This window comes from Ruegeria sp. BB1 (assembly GCF_056539465.1).
Window position 1 is genome coordinate 23,353 of the sequence record NZ_JBQFVB010000015.1, and the last position, 17,691, is coordinate 41,043.

Annotated in this window: 5 protein-coding genes and 1 riboswitch; of the genes, 1 reads left to right on the forward strand and 4 read right to left on the reverse strand. The window is 60.2% G+C overall.

The window, feature by feature from the left end:
* Window positions 1-600: 600 nt before the first annotated feature.
* Window positions 601-720, forward strand: a riboswitch (TPP riboswitch).
* Between the two features lie 108 nt (window positions 721-828).
* A complete protein-coding gene (gene thiC / locus ACR0AL_RS20685; RefSeq protein WP_480664501.1) occupies window positions 829-2,619 on the forward strand; it encodes a phosphomethylpyrimidine synthase ThiC in 1,791 nt (596 codons plus the stop codon).
* Between the two features lie 61 nt (window positions 2,620-2,680).
* Here thiC and ACR0AL_RS20690 read toward each other — a convergent pair whose 3' ends face one another.
* The 4 genes from ACR0AL_RS20690 to ACR0AL_RS20705 form a co-directional block, all read right to left on the reverse strand.
* The gene (locus ACR0AL_RS20690; protein WP_170352065.1) at window positions 2,681-3,160 is read right to left on the reverse strand and encodes an invasion associated locus B family protein; all 480 of its coding nucleotides are present in this window, start codon (window positions 3,158-3,160) and stop codon (window positions 2,681-2,683) included.
* An 18-nt stretch (window positions 3,161-3,178) separates the two neighbouring features.
* Window positions 3,179-16,498, reverse strand: coding sequence for a hypothetical protein (locus tag ACR0AL_RS20695; protein ID WP_480664503.1), 13,320 nt, complete (start codon window positions 16,496-16,498; stop codon window positions 3,179-3,181).
* Window positions 16,499-16,759: 261 nt separating this feature from the next.
* Window positions 16,760-17,272: an RNA 2',3'-cyclic phosphodiesterase gene (gene thpR / locus ACR0AL_RS20700; protein ID WP_480664505.1), complete on the reverse strand. Its 513-nt coding sequence runs from the start codon at window positions 17,270-17,272 to the stop codon at window positions 16,760-16,762.
* Between the two features lie 123 nt (window positions 17,273-17,395).
* Window positions 17,396-17,527: a helix-turn-helix transcriptional regulator gene (locus ACR0AL_RS20705; protein WP_480664507.1), complete on the reverse strand. Its 132-nt coding sequence runs from the start codon at window positions 17,525-17,527 to the stop codon at window positions 17,396-17,398.
* Window positions 17,528-17,691: the final 164 nt, after the last annotated feature.

Consider the following 17,691-nt stretch of genomic DNA (forward strand, 5'->3'; position numbering starts at 1 on the left):
GGCCCGCTTCGTCCGCAAACTGTAAATTCACCCATCTTTTGATTGCGCACTTGCAGCGAATGTCCGTAATGTCGAGCCGCACTGCAGAATGCTGAACGACCGACTAAAGTCCGGTAAGGGCCGGAAGTGATCAGGGCAGGGCACTTAGTCGCTCAACATTGTTCAGCACAAAACCTTACGCTGTGAAGCTTTCGGTCTGCGAGTTGTGTCCGCTCTCGGAAGTTCCCAATGCGCGTCGCAGTCGACGATCGTATTGCTGCAGTCTGAGACAAGCTTGATAAGTCCAAGTCAGCGAAATCCACCAAAATGCATGAAAATCTTAAGTCGTTGAATTATGGGGAAGACAAGTCTCATTAATTACGTACTCCGACAATTCTCCCTCAACGGAGGCAATATTTCTATAATACGTCTTATGTTAAATAACAGCGTTTAACTTACCGTCGATGTGCGGAGTATCTGTCGAATAGGTCGGCCCGCACATCAGATAGCGACCGTATTTCTGGTGACGTGCTGCACCGAACGGAAGGTCCCGGCCGTTCGAGAAAATCTGAAACAAATGAATTTTGGTGCTTGTTTAAGCCGTGAACCTCAAGCTAAACCACCTGTACGCAGGGGAGTCCCACCAAGGGGACTGAGAGGCTGACGGGGCAATGCCCGGCGACGCGACCCTTTGAACCTGACCCAGTTGATACTGGCGTAGGAAGCTAGGGCGCGCAGGCCACAATACCGGGCAAGCGCACTCCGAACAGGGGCTGTCTGCCTTCTCGTTTCCCCAAGCCAAAACTCATCTGGTGTCTTTTTAAGTTGAACTGCTTGAGGAGCACCAACATGAACGTCCCTAACCTCAAAATCACCGCCGGTGAACTGCCCGCATCGCGCAAGATCTATGTAAACGGCACAGTGCACCCGGATGTGCGCGTGCCAATGCGTGAAATTTCGGTCCACCCCACGGCGGGGGAGCCACCCTTGCCCGTGTATGACAGTTCAGGGCCGTATACCGATCCGCAGGTGATGACGGACATTCGGCAAGGTCTGGCGCCGCTGCGTCGCAAGTGGATTGAGGCTCGAGCAGATGTCGAAGAATATGATGGACGTGAGATCAAACCGGAAGACAACGGTTTTGTCGAAGGTGATCGGCTAACGCCCGAGTTCCCTGTGCGCCCGCGCCCTCTGCGCGCCAAGGATGGAAAGGCTGTGACGCAACTGGCCTATGCTCGCGCCGGCATCGTCACCCCGGAAATGGAATTCATCGCCATCCGTGAAAACCAACTGCGCGAGGCTGTCGTTGAACAGCGCGACGGCAATGATTGGGGTGCAAACATCCCTGATTATGTGACCCCGGAATTCGTGCGGGACGAGGTCGCCGCTGGTCGCGCCATTATCCCTGCGAATATCAACCACCCTGAAAGCGAACCGATGATCATCGGGCGTAATTTCCTGGTCAAGATCAACGCCAATATGGGTACCTCGGCTGTGACCTCTTCGATGGAAGAAGAGGTCGATAAAATGGTCTGGTCGATCCGTTGGGGTGCTGATACCGTCATGGACCTGTCGACCGGCCGCAACATCCACAACACCCGTGAATGGATCATCCGCAACAGCCCGGTGCCGATTGGCACCGTGCCGTTGTATCAAGCGCTGGAAAAGGTCAACGGCATTGCCGAGGACCTGACATGGGAAGTGTTCCGTGACACGCTGATCGAACAGGCCGAACAAGGCGTCGACTATTTCACCATCCATGCAGGCGTGCGCCTGCATATGGTACCGATGACGGTAAAACGGGTTACCGGTATTGTGTCGCGCGGTGGGTCGATCATGGCCAAGTGGTGCTTGCATCACCACAAGGAAAGCTTCCTCTATGAGCATTTCGACGAAATCTGCGACATCTGCCGGGCCTATGATGTGTCGTTCAGCCTAGGCGACGGTCTGCGTCCCGGCTCTATCGCCGACGCTAATGACGAGGCACAATTTGCCGAGCTTGAGACGCTGGGTGAGCTGACCAAAATCGCGTGGGCCAAGGATTGTCAGGTGATGATCGAAGGCCCCGGACACGTAGCCATGCACAAGATCAAAGAAAACATGGACAAGCAATTGGAGTGTTGCCACGAGGCGCCCTTTTACACGCTTGGCCCCCTGACCACCGATATCGCGCCGGGCTATGACCACATCACCAGCGGCATTGGTGCTGCGATGATTGGCTGGTTTGGTTGTGCGATGCTCTGCTATGTCACGCCTAAAGAACATCTGGGGCTGCCGGACCGGGATGATGTGAAAACTGGGGTTATTACTTATAAGATCGCCGCTCACGCCGCTGATTTGGCCAAAGGTCTGCCGGGCGCGCAACGTCGTGACGATGCGCTGTCCCGCGCCAGGTTCGAGTTCCGCTGGGAAGATCAGTTCAACCTGTCGCTGGACCCGGAAACGGCGCGGGAATTCCACGACCAAACCTTGCCCAAACAAGCGCATAAGGTGGCGCATTTCTGTTCCATGTGCGGGCCGAAATTCTGCTCGATGCGGATCAGCCACGACATTCGAACTGAAGCGCAGAAAGAGGGGATGGAGGCGATGGCCGCCAAATTCCGTGAAGGCGGCGACCTTTACATGCCCGTGAAAGACTAAACACCGCGGCGGAGCCGATCCTTTCGGCTCCGCACGCTCTTGCATTGAAGGGAAACTACTCTCAGGGCAATAGATCGGATACTTTGCTGAACCCAGTCAAATCGAAGCCAAATGAAATTGGCTCTCCGACCCTGTTTTTAGCGTCGATCTGCAATTGATTACCTGCCCGCATCGCAGACATCCATTCCTGGGAAACTGGCGAACGGGCAAAACAACCTTGTGCCTCGCATGTCAGGAACTCCAGACGGGCGACCTCGGCATCATCCACCTTTGCAACCAGCCCTTCCGAGAACAAAAGACCGAATGGCAGGGTCAGCACGGTCTCAGTCTCGTCCTTACCTGCAGCCTTTATAAATGCGATGGACGTAAGCCTTTGGTTGTTTTCGGTCAAAACGATGCTTTGGGTCATTTCGCAGATCAACTCGGACCCAACGGCCCGATTGCTGCAATTGACCGACCATGGCGGCGCTGCGCCTTCCTGCGCAGCAAGGGGAGTTGCCAATCCCAATGTGACCCCCAAAGCGCTTATCCAAGTTTTCATCCTGCTGTCCCTCATCGATTAGAATTGTAGTCCAAGGCCAAGACCTACCTGCAGAGCCCTGGTTGAGTCTCCGAACAAATGATCGAGGCTCAGATTGACAAAGCTGCTGTCATCCAGCGCAAACAGCCCCAACCGGGCCGAGACCAAGCCATGCGCGTCGCCGACAAAGCTGGTGTTGGAAAACCCACCGTCAGCGGTGCTCGCACCGTTGAACCCGGCGGTGACCGATACGGTATCATCTGACGAGAGAATGGCACCAACCTGAAAACTTGCGCGGAGCTTCTGCGAGGCACTCAGGGTTTGCTCGGTTCCGATCTCCAGCGAAGGCGTGAACGAATAGATCATCTCGCTATCGTCTTGCAGAACGACCCCCGCCAGGGTTGCATCGCCATTGCTTTCGGTTGCCAGACGTGTGGCATCAACGGCTACCTCAGGGCGCAGATAGGAACTGCCGCCCGCGAACCTGTGGTCATAAGCAAGGCTGAAACGCAGGTTCTGATGGTTCATCTTGTGCTTGATCTCGCTGACACCAACGGTGCTTACAATTTGACCGTTGGGCAACACACCACTGATCCCGCCCGCGCTGAGCGTATCATAGTCTGACCAACCGGCCGACAGCTGGGCTGCAAATTCCCACGCGCCGGTGTATTTGGTCAGCGAGGCACCCAGATTGAACCGATCACCCGTTGCATTGTAATTCGACCCGTTCCGTAGGCTCATTTCGTCATAGCCTATCGCGAACCCGGCGAATAGCTCATCCCCAACCGGCAGACGGACACCAGCCGACAGGTTGGTGTCGTTGATGTCCAGCTCTTCGTACATGCCGGTCTGATCAAGGTCATAGAAAGACCGCCCGCCTGAGAACCAGACACAATTGCGCGGGTCATCCCCGAACTGGTAATCGGTAAACCGTTCGCAATTGTGCAGCGTGTCCGCAAATACCCGGGTGCCATAAAGCGCATCAACGGCATCGGCGGCATAGTCGGCAGTCGACAGGCTTTCGATTGCGGCGATGACATCGGCCTCGGACTGCATGTTGCCGATCAAGGCGAACAGTTGGCCTTGGGCAGCCGATCCCTGCCCGTTCAGAACTTGGTTGATGTAATCCCCGATGGCCGCCTGATTGGCGTTCATGCCGGGGGTCGAATAATCCGGCGTGATCACCAGGTCGACCGAACTGCCGTCAGAGGTGGAGCCGTTCAGGCCGATGGAATAATCCAGCACCACAGTGTCCTCGATCAGCGTGCCCGCGTCTGCGGCGGTTCCATCAGGATTGATGATGACAAGCGGCAAGGCCCTTTCCAGAGTATTCAGCATTGGCACCAGCGTACCGCCCATGGTGGCATTACCGGTGGCATTAACCAGGTCGCTGTTGCCACCCGATGCCCCAGAGGTCAGGAAATACACGTCGAAGGTTGACGTTGCCGTTGCACCAAAGGCCAGGCTTCCGGTCAGGTTCAATGTCTGGCTGACATTGCCGCTGAAGGTAAAGTCACTGGCCGCAACCGTCGCCGTCAAATCTCCGTCCAGACCCAGATTGGCCCCCAGTACAAAATCACCGTTCACCTGCATGAAGCCGTCAGCACCCAGATTGACCGTATCCAACGCATAGAAGTCCGCGCCATCTTCGACGGTAAAGCCGTTGGTGCCTGCGCCAAGATCCATGTTGCCAAGGGCCGTACCCGCAAGCGAGATTTGTTCGTTGCCGTCGCCTCCATTCACCAATTGATCGTTGCCGGCGATCAACAGGGTATCTTTAGACAGGGTCAGCACATTGTCGGTGCCGCCGTCCACAACGATTGATGCGACTGACCCCGCGTCGCCAGTGCCGCCCATGACGACGCCGTCAAAGCCAAGTGTGATCGCGTCTGCGCCATCGCGCCCCTCGGATTGTGCCAAGACGCCGATGCCGCCCTCGCCCACCGACAGGATGTTACCATCAAGCGTCATGTCGATGGCGCCACCAGAGCCCGCACCACCGGCAGCCCCGCGATAAACCGAGTCCACCATGCCACCGCCGCCGCCAAGCGACTGCGCCACAACACCAATCGCATTTTCGCCCGTCGTGACGATGTTGCCGGATTGCGAGAATCCGATATCGCCGCCATCACCACCATTTGCAGCAGACAGGTTTACCGTGATCCGGCTGGCCTCCATATCGGTTGAAACGAGACCGCCGCCGCCACCGATACTTTGGATGACGAACCCGTGCGATCCAGTTCCACTGGTAGTCATGTCCCCGATATTTGCAAAGCCGACATTACCACCGTCACCGGTTGAATCGTCTTGCGCGCCCAGCGTTACATCCGCACGCCCCAGACCCGAGATGACAACTTCGCCCCCACCGGCACCGATACTCTGAACGCTTTGGCCAAAGGATCGGTCACCACTTGTGAACACGTTGCCGTCCAGCAAAAGGTCGATATCGCCGCCATCGTTGTTGAAGCTGGGATCAGAACCCAGGATCACAGACGCGGCCTTTTGGGTCCCGGCTTCGCCATCCGTATTGCTGTTCAGCACAAGCTTACCGCCGCCGCCGCCGATGGATTGCGCCGCTCCGGCGGACGAGAACGCGCCATCGGTGCCAACATCACCAGTCCGGCTTCCGTCCACGTCTCCGCCACCAGCGTCGTCCGTGTTAATCGCGCCCAGACGTGCGGTGATGTCGATAGCGTCACCGTCTTGGACATCCACCGTAGTCGCGGATGTACCGCCGCCGCCGCCAACACTCTGCAGCATCAGGCCGGTCGAGCGATCGCTTGTGGTGGCAATGTTACCGTTATGGGCCTGCGTGATCTGGTTGCCCGCCATACCCGACACGTCGTCGCCACCAAGGGCGATATCGCTGCTGACGACCGAGCCGGTCGCGCCAGCGGTGGTGGTGGTGAAATCTACAGAGGCATCAGTATTGCCGCCGCCGCCATTCACCGATTGGACAAAGACCGCTTCGCTGCCCACGCCATTGACCAGAATATCTCCGGTCGAATTGACAGTTACAGTGCCCACCGAACCGGTGGATCCCTCCCGAGCCCCCAGCGCCTGCGAGATTGTGTAATCCAGCACCGAGACCAGCGGGGATGACACCGAATAACCCGCGTTGCCGCCTCCGCCGCCAACGGATTGGGCATAGATGCCAAACCCGTTTTCGGCATTCACAACAATTGTGCCAGTGTGGTTGACCGTGACGTCTCCTCCATCAGAACCCGATCCGCCTGATCCGCCAATGGCGATCTTCGAATAGGATTTGCCCGTCATTGTGTTTTTAAGGTCGTTCACGTCCATCGCAACGGCCAGACCGCCATTGCCGCCGCCGCCACCGACAGATTGTGCAAAGATGCCGTAGGCGCCTGTGCCATCCACTTGAACGTCTCCGGTGTTGGTGACGACCACGTTGCCGGCAACATTGCCGCTGCCGCCCGATCCGCCGATATTCAGCTGCGCGGTCGGAGAGCTGCTGTCCCCGGTCTTTAACCGCAATGTCCCCGTGATTGAGCTGCCGCCATTGCCACCGCCGCCGCCGACGGATTGGGCAAAGATACCATGCGCACCCGCACCCGTTGTCACGATCGTACCGGCATTGGTCACCGCGACATTGCCGCCCGTGCCACCCGTACCGCCTGATCCGCCCAGACCAAATTGCAGCGCCCGCCGCGTAGTGGCCTCGGCCCCGCCATAGCGCCCGTCAACCGAGATGGTCGAGCCGCCATTACCGCCACCTCCACCGATGGACTGGGCAAAGATCCCGTGACTTTCCGTACCATCGGTCAGGATCGTGGCATCGGTTTCGTTTACTACGGTTACCGTGCTGCCCGCGCCGCCAGTGCCACCAGTTCCGCCGATCAGAATGGCGTTTGTCGTTGATCCTTCCGAGGATCGGCCCAAGATGATGTTGCGCACCTGTTGCGCGTCGCCTCCGCCACCGCCAACGGATTGCGCATAAATACCGATCGACTTGTCACCTGTTGTTGCGATGACATCGCGGTTAGTAACCGACACTGCCGCAGACATCGCACCGGTGCCGCCATTGCCGCCAATCGAAATGGTCGCCGTGTTGCCGATCTCTTTGCGCAGGTTGATGATGCGGTTTTCCACCAGGCCACCCATACCGCCACCGCCGCCGACGGATTGCGCATAGATGCCGTGCGCCATCGTGCCCGCCGTGGTGATCATGCCGTCATTCACAACGGTCACAATGTCCGACGTCATGCCGTCCCCGCCAGTGCCTCCGATGTTGATCGAGGCTGCCGTCCCCACGGTTGATGGGTTAACGAAGGATTTGATCGTATCAAGGTTTCCCTGACCTGCCTGCACCATGCCGCCGGTGCCACCTGCACCGCCGACCGATTGCGCCAGCAACCCGATTGAGCGTTCCCCCAACGTTGCGATCCGTGCGGTACTGGTGACATCGACCGTGCCACCTACGCCGCCAGAGCCACCGGTGCCACCGATGGACAGTGATGCCGAAATGCCGCCGCCGGCCGAGTTGCTGGCCTTGCCGCCATTACCGCCACCGCCGCCCACGGATTGCGCGAAAACCGCATGGGCATCGTCGCCCTGGGTGACCACGATACCCGCGACCACAGAGGTCACGTTACCTGCCGCACCACCAGTGCCGCCCGCCAAACCGACCGACACGCTGGCCTTGTTACCCTTGCTGTCGCCGGTCTTTGGCGTGCCAATGCTGACCGAGGTTGACGAAGAATTGCCGCCGCCGTTGCCAATAGATTGGGCAAAGAACCCGTAAGATCGGTCGCCCGAAGTGCTGATGATACCGTCCGAGCTGGCATAAACATCACCGCCACTGCCGCCGGTACCGCCGGTCCGGCCGATCTGAATGTTGACGTTGCCGCCATCCACCGAGGTCGAGGCCGAGTTATAGCCCGCGTTGCCGCCACCGCCACCAACGGATTGAGCGAACAGCCCATGGGAATCCTCACCGAGCGTTGTGATGTCGCCGGTATTGCGCACGTCGACTGTCCCCCCGGTGCCGCCCTGACCTGTCCCGCCGCCAACGGCCAGGCCAAAACCCTTGTTGGTTTGGTCCGAGGCAAGTTCATAGGCAAAGGCCAGGTTCAGGGCTGCGTTACCGCCGCCGCCGCCAATCGATTGGCCGAATACCCCATGGCTACTGTCTTGTTTCGTGAGAATATCGCCGTAATGGTCAATATCGACCGTCCCACCATCCCCAGCGGTTCCGGCATCACCGCCAATGGCAACCACAGCTGACATGCCGGTTTTGTTGCCAGAAGAATCCGCTGGATTAACTTTGCCTTCAAGCTCATCCAGCACGTTGTTGTAATTGGCAATTACCGAGTCATCCACACCCGTGTTGGTTGGTGTCTTGCGGTCGGTTGAATCGCCCGTGCCGCCGTTGCTCTGACTGCCGTTGGTCTTGCTGATACCCACAACCGCGTTGACCCCGGCGTCACCGCCACCGCCGCCAATGCTGGACGCCTCGATCCCGTGCGCGCCGACACCGTCTGTCGTGATGGTGCCTGCTGCCGCTAGGGCGGTTCCACTCATGACGGTCACGTCCCCAGCGTCACCACCGCCGCCACCAAAGCCGCCGATGCCCATGGCAATGGGTGAACTGTCCTTGGTGCCGACAAAGGTCGCGTTGATCCCGCCAGTACCGCCACCGCCGCCGATGCTTTGGGCAAAGATGCCACGCGCGTGATAGCCATTGGTCGATATACTGCCGGTTTGCGTAACAACGACGTTGCCCGCATCTGCGCCGGTGCCGCCATGACCGCCCAGACCACCAACGATGCTCAGGTCGGTTTTGCCGTCGGAATTGTTGGAATCGCCATAGTTCAGCTGCCCGGTCACATTCAGCGCGCCGTTACCGCCGCCGCCCGCGATGGACTGGGCCAGAACGCCGTGCTTCCAATTGCCCGCAACGGCAACCGATCCGGCATGATCCACGGTCACATCGCCCGAGACATTGCCATTGCCGCCGAAACCACCGACACCAAATGTGACCGAGGGGATCTTGCCATCCTTGCTCAGCGCAATCCCGCCCGACACGTTCAGGCCGCCATTTCCACCGCCGCCGCCGATGGATTGCGCCATCAAACCGGCCGAGCCATCGGTATCCGGCTTTTCTTCGTTGAAGACCCCCATGTCGATGAACAGACGCTCCAACCCATAGGTCGAGGCCAGCTCTTCGGTCTGATCCACGATGGTATCGCCCAGGAAATCGCGCAACTTGTCTTCAAAAGTTGTGGTGTCAGGGATCGAAATATCGTCCGGGTCCGTCGTGACCGTGATATCCGCCTGCGACGTGACTGTGACATCGCCCGCCTGACCACCGTTTCCTGCGAACCCCCCAACACCCACGATCAGCGAGCTGTCGGACACGATCCCGCCCGACACGTTCAAACCGCCATTGCCACCGCCACCGCCAACGGATTGCGCCAGCAGACCGGATTGGCCGGTGCCATGCGCCATGATCGTGCTGCCGGAGCCAATGTTTACGTCGACGTTCCCGGCATTGCCGCCACCCCCGCCAAAGCCGCCGACCCCGACAACGACTGCATAGGATTTGCTGCTATCCGTTTGCCCCGCCCCTGGTTTGCCGCTGATCGCGATTCCGCCAGAGACATTGGTGCCGCCATGACCACCGCCGCCGCCCAGCGATTGCGCGATAATTCCGCTGGCGCCTTTGCTTTCATCTACGGCGAAAGTGCCGTCGGATTGCAGCACCATCGGCACCGCCTGCACGTTGCCGGTGTAATCCAGGTCGACATCACTTGCGTCGCCGCCTGATCCACCAAATCCACCCACGCCCGCTGCAACGGAAAAGATCGTGTCAGACCCCGACGGTTTGGTCAGCGCCAATGAGCCCGAGATATTCACACCGCCGGTGCCGCCACCGCCGCCAAGGCTTTGGGCGAAGATACCATGCGCCCCGTCGCCTGCGGTCACTACGTCGCTTTGAACGTCCAGCGTTACCGTACCGGCATCACCGCCACCGCCACCAAAGCCACCAAGGCCCAATGCGACCGCTGCACCGGATTTGCCCGTCAGGTTCACCACGCCCGAAACATTCAGACCGCCATTACCGCCGCCGCCACCAACGGATTGCGCCATCACACCGATGCTGTCGACGCCCGTCGTGACCACCGAAGTTGTGCCACTACTGTCCGTACTGGAACGCAGGGTGCTGATAACGTCGCCAGCATTGCCAGCCCCGCCGCCAAAGCCGCCCACGCCCAGGCTGACGGAACCGCCGTTTTGCTGGGTGATACCCAGCGTGGCCGAGATGTTCGTGCCGCCATTGCCACCACCGCCGCCAAGGCTTTGTGTCAGAATGGCCGTGCTGCGATCGCCAGCGGTCAGAACCCCGCCTGTAACAGTCGATTGAACCAGCGCACCGGCATCCGCGCCGCCACCGCCGAACCCGCCGACGCCAATGCCTACGGCCGCATTGGTCGAGCGGGACAAGGACAAGGCCGCCGAGATGTTGGTGCCGCCGTTACCACCGCCCCCGCCAAGGCTTTGTGTCAGAATACCGACTGAGTCATCGCCAGCCGTGGTGACATTGCCGGTGACTTGCTGGGTGACGTTGTCCGCTGTGCCGCCGTCTCCGCCGAAACCGCCAACGCCGATCCCAAGACCGCCCGAGAAATTGCTGGCTAGAGAAATCGCGCCGGAAATATTCGTGGCCCCATTACCACCGCCACCGCCCAAACTTTGCGCCATGACGCCAGCCGAGCGCGCGCCCGAGGTGCTGACATTGCCAACAAAGGTGTTGTCGACCACGCCGCTGGTGCCTCCGCTGCCGCCGAAACCACCAACACCGATCCCCGCCGCGCCGGAACCTGTCCGCGCAATGCTAAGCGCGCCCGAGATGTTGACACCGCCATTGCCACCGCCGCCACCGACGGATTGCACCAGAACACCAGTTGCGTTTTCGCCGCCCGTGGTGACATCACCGGTGACCGAGCCGGTGGCTGAACTTGCATTGCCGCCATCCCCGCCAGATCCGCCAATGCCAACGCCAACAGCACCGCCGCCAGTACCCGAAAGGTTCACGGCAGCCGAAACATTCAGTCCTCCGTTACCGCCGCCGCCTGCTGCGGATTGCACCAGAACGCCGCCTGAATTGTCACCAGCCGTGGTGACGTTTCCAACAACCGTCCCGCTCGCCGTGTTGGCGTTGCCACCATCGCCACCGCTGCCGCCAAGCCCGACCGAGGCACCACCGCTGCCGGTTCCGGCAACCGTGACTGTGGCGGAGACATTCATACCGCCATTGCCACCGCCACCGCCAAGGCTTTGGACGATGACGCCGCCGGACTCGCTCCCTTGGGTCGATACATCGCCGGTTAGCGAGGCTTCGGCGGTGCCGCCGTCACCGCCCGTACCGGACGCGCCGCCGAGACCCACCGAGGCACCGCCCGATCCCGTGCCTGCCGCAGCAACCGCAACCGAGACGTTCAGGCCCCCATTACCGCCGCCGCCGCCGACGGACTGCGCTAGCAATCCTGTCGAAGTGTCACCCAACGTAACCAGATTGCCCGTGACATTTGCCGTAACAGCCGAGGCATCGCCGCCACCTGTCCCGCGGCCACCCAGACCTACAGCCGCCGCGCCGGAGCCTGTACCTGCACCGCCCACGGATGCCGAGACATTGAACCCGCCATTGCCGCCGCCGCCGCCAATGGATTGCGCAACAACTGCGCTGGACTGCGCGCCTTCGGTCTGAACATTATTTGCGACGATCAGACCCACGATGCCACCCGTGCCACCGCTGCCACCCGAGCCGCCCAGACCAACGCTGATCGCTCCTGACCCGGTGCCTGCGCCCGCCAAAGCTGGCGATACGTTAAAACCACCATTGCCACCGCCGCCGCCGACAGATTGTGCCAGAATACCAACCGAGGCGTCGCCCTTGGTGACCACATTTGCCGTTGTGCTGGCGGTAACCTGGCTACCGTCACCCCCACCCGCACCCGAACCGCCCAGCCCAACCGAGACTGAGCCCGCGCCCGTACCTGCACCCGAGACTGTGGGGGACACATTGAACCCACCATTGCCGCCGCCACCACCGATGGACTGCGCGACGAATCCGCTTGAGGCAAACCCGTCTGTCAGAATGGTTCCGTTCGAGGTCAAGGTGACGTTGCCACCCTGCCCGCCGGTATCACCCGACCCGCCAAGCCCGACGCTGACCGCGCCGCTGGCCGTGCCCGCGCCCGACAGGACCGGAGCAACATTGAACCCGCCATTGCCGCCGCCACCGCCAATCGATTGCGCCACAACGCCCGAGGACTGGTCACCGCGTGTTTCAACTGCATTGTTGGATGTGGCGATGACGGTGTTGCCATCTCCGCCACCTGCGCCGTCGCCGCCCAGGCCAACGGATACTCCGCCCCCCGCTGTGCCCGATCCCTGAACCGCCGCACTGACGTTAAAGCCGCCGTTGCCGCCGCCGCCGCCAATCGATTGCGCCAGAAAGGCTGTGGCTGAATCGCCCTGCGTCAGGATCGTTCCGTTTGAGGTCAACGTGACTGCTCCACCATCACCGCCACCATCGCCCGAGCCACCCAGCCCAACGCTAACCGCGCCAGAGCCGACACCCGCGCCCGCGCCAGTACCAGAGATATTGAAGCCCCCATTGCCGCCACCGCCGCCGATGGATTGTGCAACAACGCCAGACGACCGGTCTCCGGCGGTCACAATAGAATTCGTCGTGGTCAGGTTGACCGTTCCACCCACTGCACCACTGCCGCCATCGCCGCCCAGGCCGACGCTGACAGCGCCGCTGCCAACCCCTGCACCTGCGAGCGAAGCGCTGACGTTGAACCCGCCGTTGCCACCGCCGCCGCCGACGGACTGTGCCAGAACAGCAGTCGAATCCGCTCCGCCTGTGCTGACGGTGCCGGAGACTGTGCCAGCGACCGATTTTCCAATCCCGCCGCCCGAGCCACCGCCGCCAAGGCCAACTGTGACAGCACCGCCACCCGCGCCAGCCCCCGCGACCCCGGCCGTTACGTTGAACCCGCCATTACCACCGCCGCCGCCAATGGATTGGAACACAACACCACTTGAATTGTCGGACAGAGTTGTGACGTTCCCAGCAACCTGAGCCTCGACCACGCCGCCGTCGCCGCCGGTCGCTCCGTTTCCGCCCAGCCCGACGCCGATTGACCCGGCACCAGCACCCGCAGCGGCGACTCCTGCGGTGACGTTAAAGCCACCATTGCCACCGCCACCACCAATGGATTGAACCACTACACCTGTGGACCGCAAGCCTTCGGTTCTAACATCCCCATTGACGCGAACGCCCGTGACAGTTCCGCCAACGCCACCACTGCCGCCGTCACCGCCAAGGCCCACACCGATGGTTCCGGCACCAGCACCCCCGGCGGCAAGACCCGCCGCAACACTGAAACCACCATTGCCACCGCCGCCACCGATGGATTGCACGACCACAGCACCGGAATCGTCTCCGCGTGTGGTGACATTGGCGTCGACAGTGGCCGTTACGGTTCCCCCTGCCCCGCCACCGCCGGATTTACCGCCAAGACCAACGCTGACCGACCCCGCCGCAGCACCGCCGATATCGGCACTGGCACCGATGGCATAACCGCCATTGCCGCCACCGCCACCGACGGATTGCGCCACAACGCCGCTGGAAAACGCGCCGCTGGTCTCAATCGACGTGCCGCCCGCAACCAGAGTCACATCGCCTCCGGTTCCGGCACCGCCACCGTTACCGCCGACGCCGACATTGATGCCAATCGCAGCAACACCACTGGCACTGACCCCGGCGGCGATGCTGCCGCCGCCATTGCCACCGCCGCCGCCGACGGATTGCGCGATGATCGCGCTGGAGTTCGTGCCCGTCGTGGTAACGTCCGCATTGGTATAGACTTGAACGGTCCCACCATTGCCGGCGCTGCCCGCCTGCCCGCCGATCCCGACGGAAACATTGCCGGAAAACAGTGCCGAAGCACCGCCGGTTGCTGCAACCGCCAGACCGCCATTGCCGCCACCGCCACCAACGGATTGGAAAAGCATCCCTGTTGAGCGATTTCCAGTGGTGACAACAGTGCCCTCGAACCCTGCGACCGTCGCAACCCCGCTGCCATTGAACTGGCCGACCGTTACGTCTCCGCCTTTGCCACCCGTGCCGCCATCACCGCCGACACCAACTGCCAAAGATCCAGAAACCGGGCCGCCGGACACCGCAACCGAGACAGCATAGCCACCGTTGCCGCCGCCACCGCCAACCGATTGCAGCATGACACCGACGGAATCCTCTCCTCCGGTTTGCACCGAAGCTGAGCCGCTGCCGCTTAGCGTGACGTCGCCACCGTCACCACCATTACCTGCCGATCCGCCGACCGAAACTGATGCCGCACCAAAGGCCCCGACGGCCACCGAAACAGCACCGCCGCCATTACCGCCACCGCCACCTACGGATTGGGCAAACACACCTGCCGAGCGGTCGCCAGAGGTTTGGATCGCCGAAGGCTGGCTACCGTCGGTGTTGGACAGGGTCACATCAACGTCTCCGCCGGTGCCACCTGCCCCGCCATCACCACCGATGGCCACGCCGACAAATGCACCAACAGACCCGGACGAGCCACCGTTGCCGCCACCGCCGCCGATGGATTGGGCCAGAACGCCCATCGCGTCGTCTCCGGTCGTGGTAATGATGCCGTCGTTCACGATCGTCACGGTCGAACCGCTGCCACCGCCATTACCATTGCCGCCGACCGAAACCATGCCGCCAGACGATCCGCCGTCCCCGCCGCCACCGCCGATGGATTGCGCGATGATGCCGCGCGCGCCGTCGCCGCCCGTTACGATGCTCCCGTAATTGCTGACGCTGACTGCTGCGCCCGTGCCACCCCGCGACCCGGTGCCACCAATGGCTACCAAACCATAGGAATTCGCGCCCGTGCCACCGCTGCCACCGATGGACTGAGCCATAACCCCGTCAGAGCCTTCGCCTGACGTCAGAATGCTGCCGCTGCCCTGGACTGTGACGGTCACAGTGTCTCCGCTACCGCCGTTTGATCCGACCCCGCCCAGAGACAATGCAACCAGCCCCCCTGCAGTGCCCCCCGAACCGCCACCGCCGCCAATGGATTGGGCGACGATTCCGCGCGCGAAATCCCCTTGCGTCTCAATCGCCCCGCCATGCGAGACCGAAACCGCGCCGCCATTGCCGCCATTATCTGCGCCACCGATCAATGAAACCAGCAAGTTGCCACTGGTACCGGCCGAGCCACCGGACCCGCCGATGGACTGGGCATAAATCCCGTTGGCGTAATCTCCTGTCGTCAAAATGCTGCCGCTTGATGTTGTGTTGACTGTGACCGTACCACCACTGCCACCATAGCCGCCGTCACCTGATGCGCCGACCAACCCCCATTGCGAGCCACCATTGCCACCATTGTTCGATACACTCAGAGCATAGATGCCATCGGCCGAGTCTCCGGTCGTTGAAATCGACCCGCTCTGGTTGACTGTGACATTGCCCCCATCGGCTGAATGCCCACCGGTACCACCGCCCGGTGCCGCGAAACCGCTGCCGCCATTACCCGCTTCACCGCTACGGCTAAATGCAAATATGCCGTCGTTATCGGAGCCTGATGTTTGGATTGTGCTGCTGGAGTTTTGCGTTGCGGTGACTGTGCCACCTTTGCCACCATCACCGCCGTCGCGCCCATCCCAGAAACTCAGATACGAGTCGCCCCCGTTGCCGCCGTCGCCCCCGACGCTGCCGATCTCCCAGCCGACGTTGCTGGTGGCGTTGACATCGCTGGACAGAGATTTTGTCTGCGTTGGGCCATCATCACCATCACCGCCCGATCTTGGCGGAACGACCAAGGCGCCGTCCCGTCCGTTGCTGCCATTCTGTCCGTATACAACTTGATTTACTCCGTTGGGCCCAGAGACATTCACTGGCGGTGTGACGGTACCCGGAGTGTCCGAGCTGTTGAAGTTGCTGTTGTACTGGGACAGCGTCAATTGCGTCGACAGGCTGGATGTACCGGTCGCCCCGGAATTGCTGATCTGCGCCGTTGTTCCGCTAATGGAGACAATATCAAATGCAAGCGGTGGATTGTCCGAATTATAGATTGTGTCGCCCGCACTTTTAACGAGAAAAACATATCCGTCAGCCGTTTCCACAAAAGCGGTTGTACCCGCTGTTGGCGTCGAGGCCGGATCCACAATTAGCGCGCTTACGGTCGTATCCAGACCAGTCACAGGGTTGGTGACTGTGTCGCCAACTTTGGAAGCGGCTGTTGGCGCAGCAAGCAATGGGTTTGAAATCAAAACAAAAAATGAAATCGCGAGCAGCAGATTTGATTTCATTGTCACCCTCGAACCTCGCAACCGACATAGTCAGAACACATGGCAATCGGGTAAAGTCCCGAAAAACAGTTACCTGCAATTCGGCATTTCCCCATCACCATTTCGGGCAGAATACGCGCAAGCTAAAGGAGATTAATTTCCTAAAATTCACCTATTAACAGTTTCGTGAACCGTATTGCCTAAATGCAACATTTTTAATGCGCCAATAGGCTGTCACACGGTTTGAACAGGTAAACCACCTAAGGTGAGACAGCAGCCCTATTAAAACGTGAAATGTGCCAAGGCGACATGACGGGCGCCTTCCGGACGAAGAGTGGATTCGTATAGGGTAAAGCCGGTCACAAGCATCTCTGGCAACGTATTCACCGTCCAATCGTGGGGAATGTGAGCCGCCTGATGACGTTCGTGCTTAAGCCGCGCGATCGTTACATGTGGGCGAAAACGTCGGCGGGGCAACACAATTCCGGCACGCCGTGTTGCGATCTGTATCTTGCGATGCAGCGCAACAAGTGGCGCGCTGTCCTTAACCCCAATTGCCAATGCACGCCCGAAACACTCGATGCCAAAAAACGTGATGTGAAAAGGTGCAGAGGAAAGCGCCAAAAGCTCGTCATGCAAAGCCTCCAATACCTGTTCGGGCTGATCATCCAGAAATGCCAGCGTCAGATGCAGGTTCTCAGGTGGCACCGGCCTGCCCGCGGGTAACGCGCGTTGTAGCGGCGCAAGAGCCACCTTCGCCTCATGGTTGAGTGATATGGCGACGAAGGAACGCAATTGACCCTCTTGCTGTGTCTATTGTTGAACGCACGTAAAGTTAACCGTTCATGCCCGCGATGTCAGGTCTTTGCGCGATCTGCATGAAAGCCCGAAATTGATGAATGACTGGCCCGAGCCGACTTATTCTCGGGCGATCCGGGATAAATAGAACTGGGTAATGGCTTGTGTTCTGTTTTTCACCCCAAGTTTTTCATAGATATTCGACAGGTGAAACTTGATGGTGTTGGTCGAAATCTGCAGCTCTTTTGGCAAATCCTACTGCGACATTCCTTGTGCCAACGCTTCAAGGATGACGCGCTCTTTACGAGACAGGCTTTGAATCGGGTCCTGCTGCATTTTTCGTACGTCGATAAACGGAAATACCATCTTGCCTCGGGCAACATCCGAACAAGTTTCCAGCAAAACATCGACCTCAC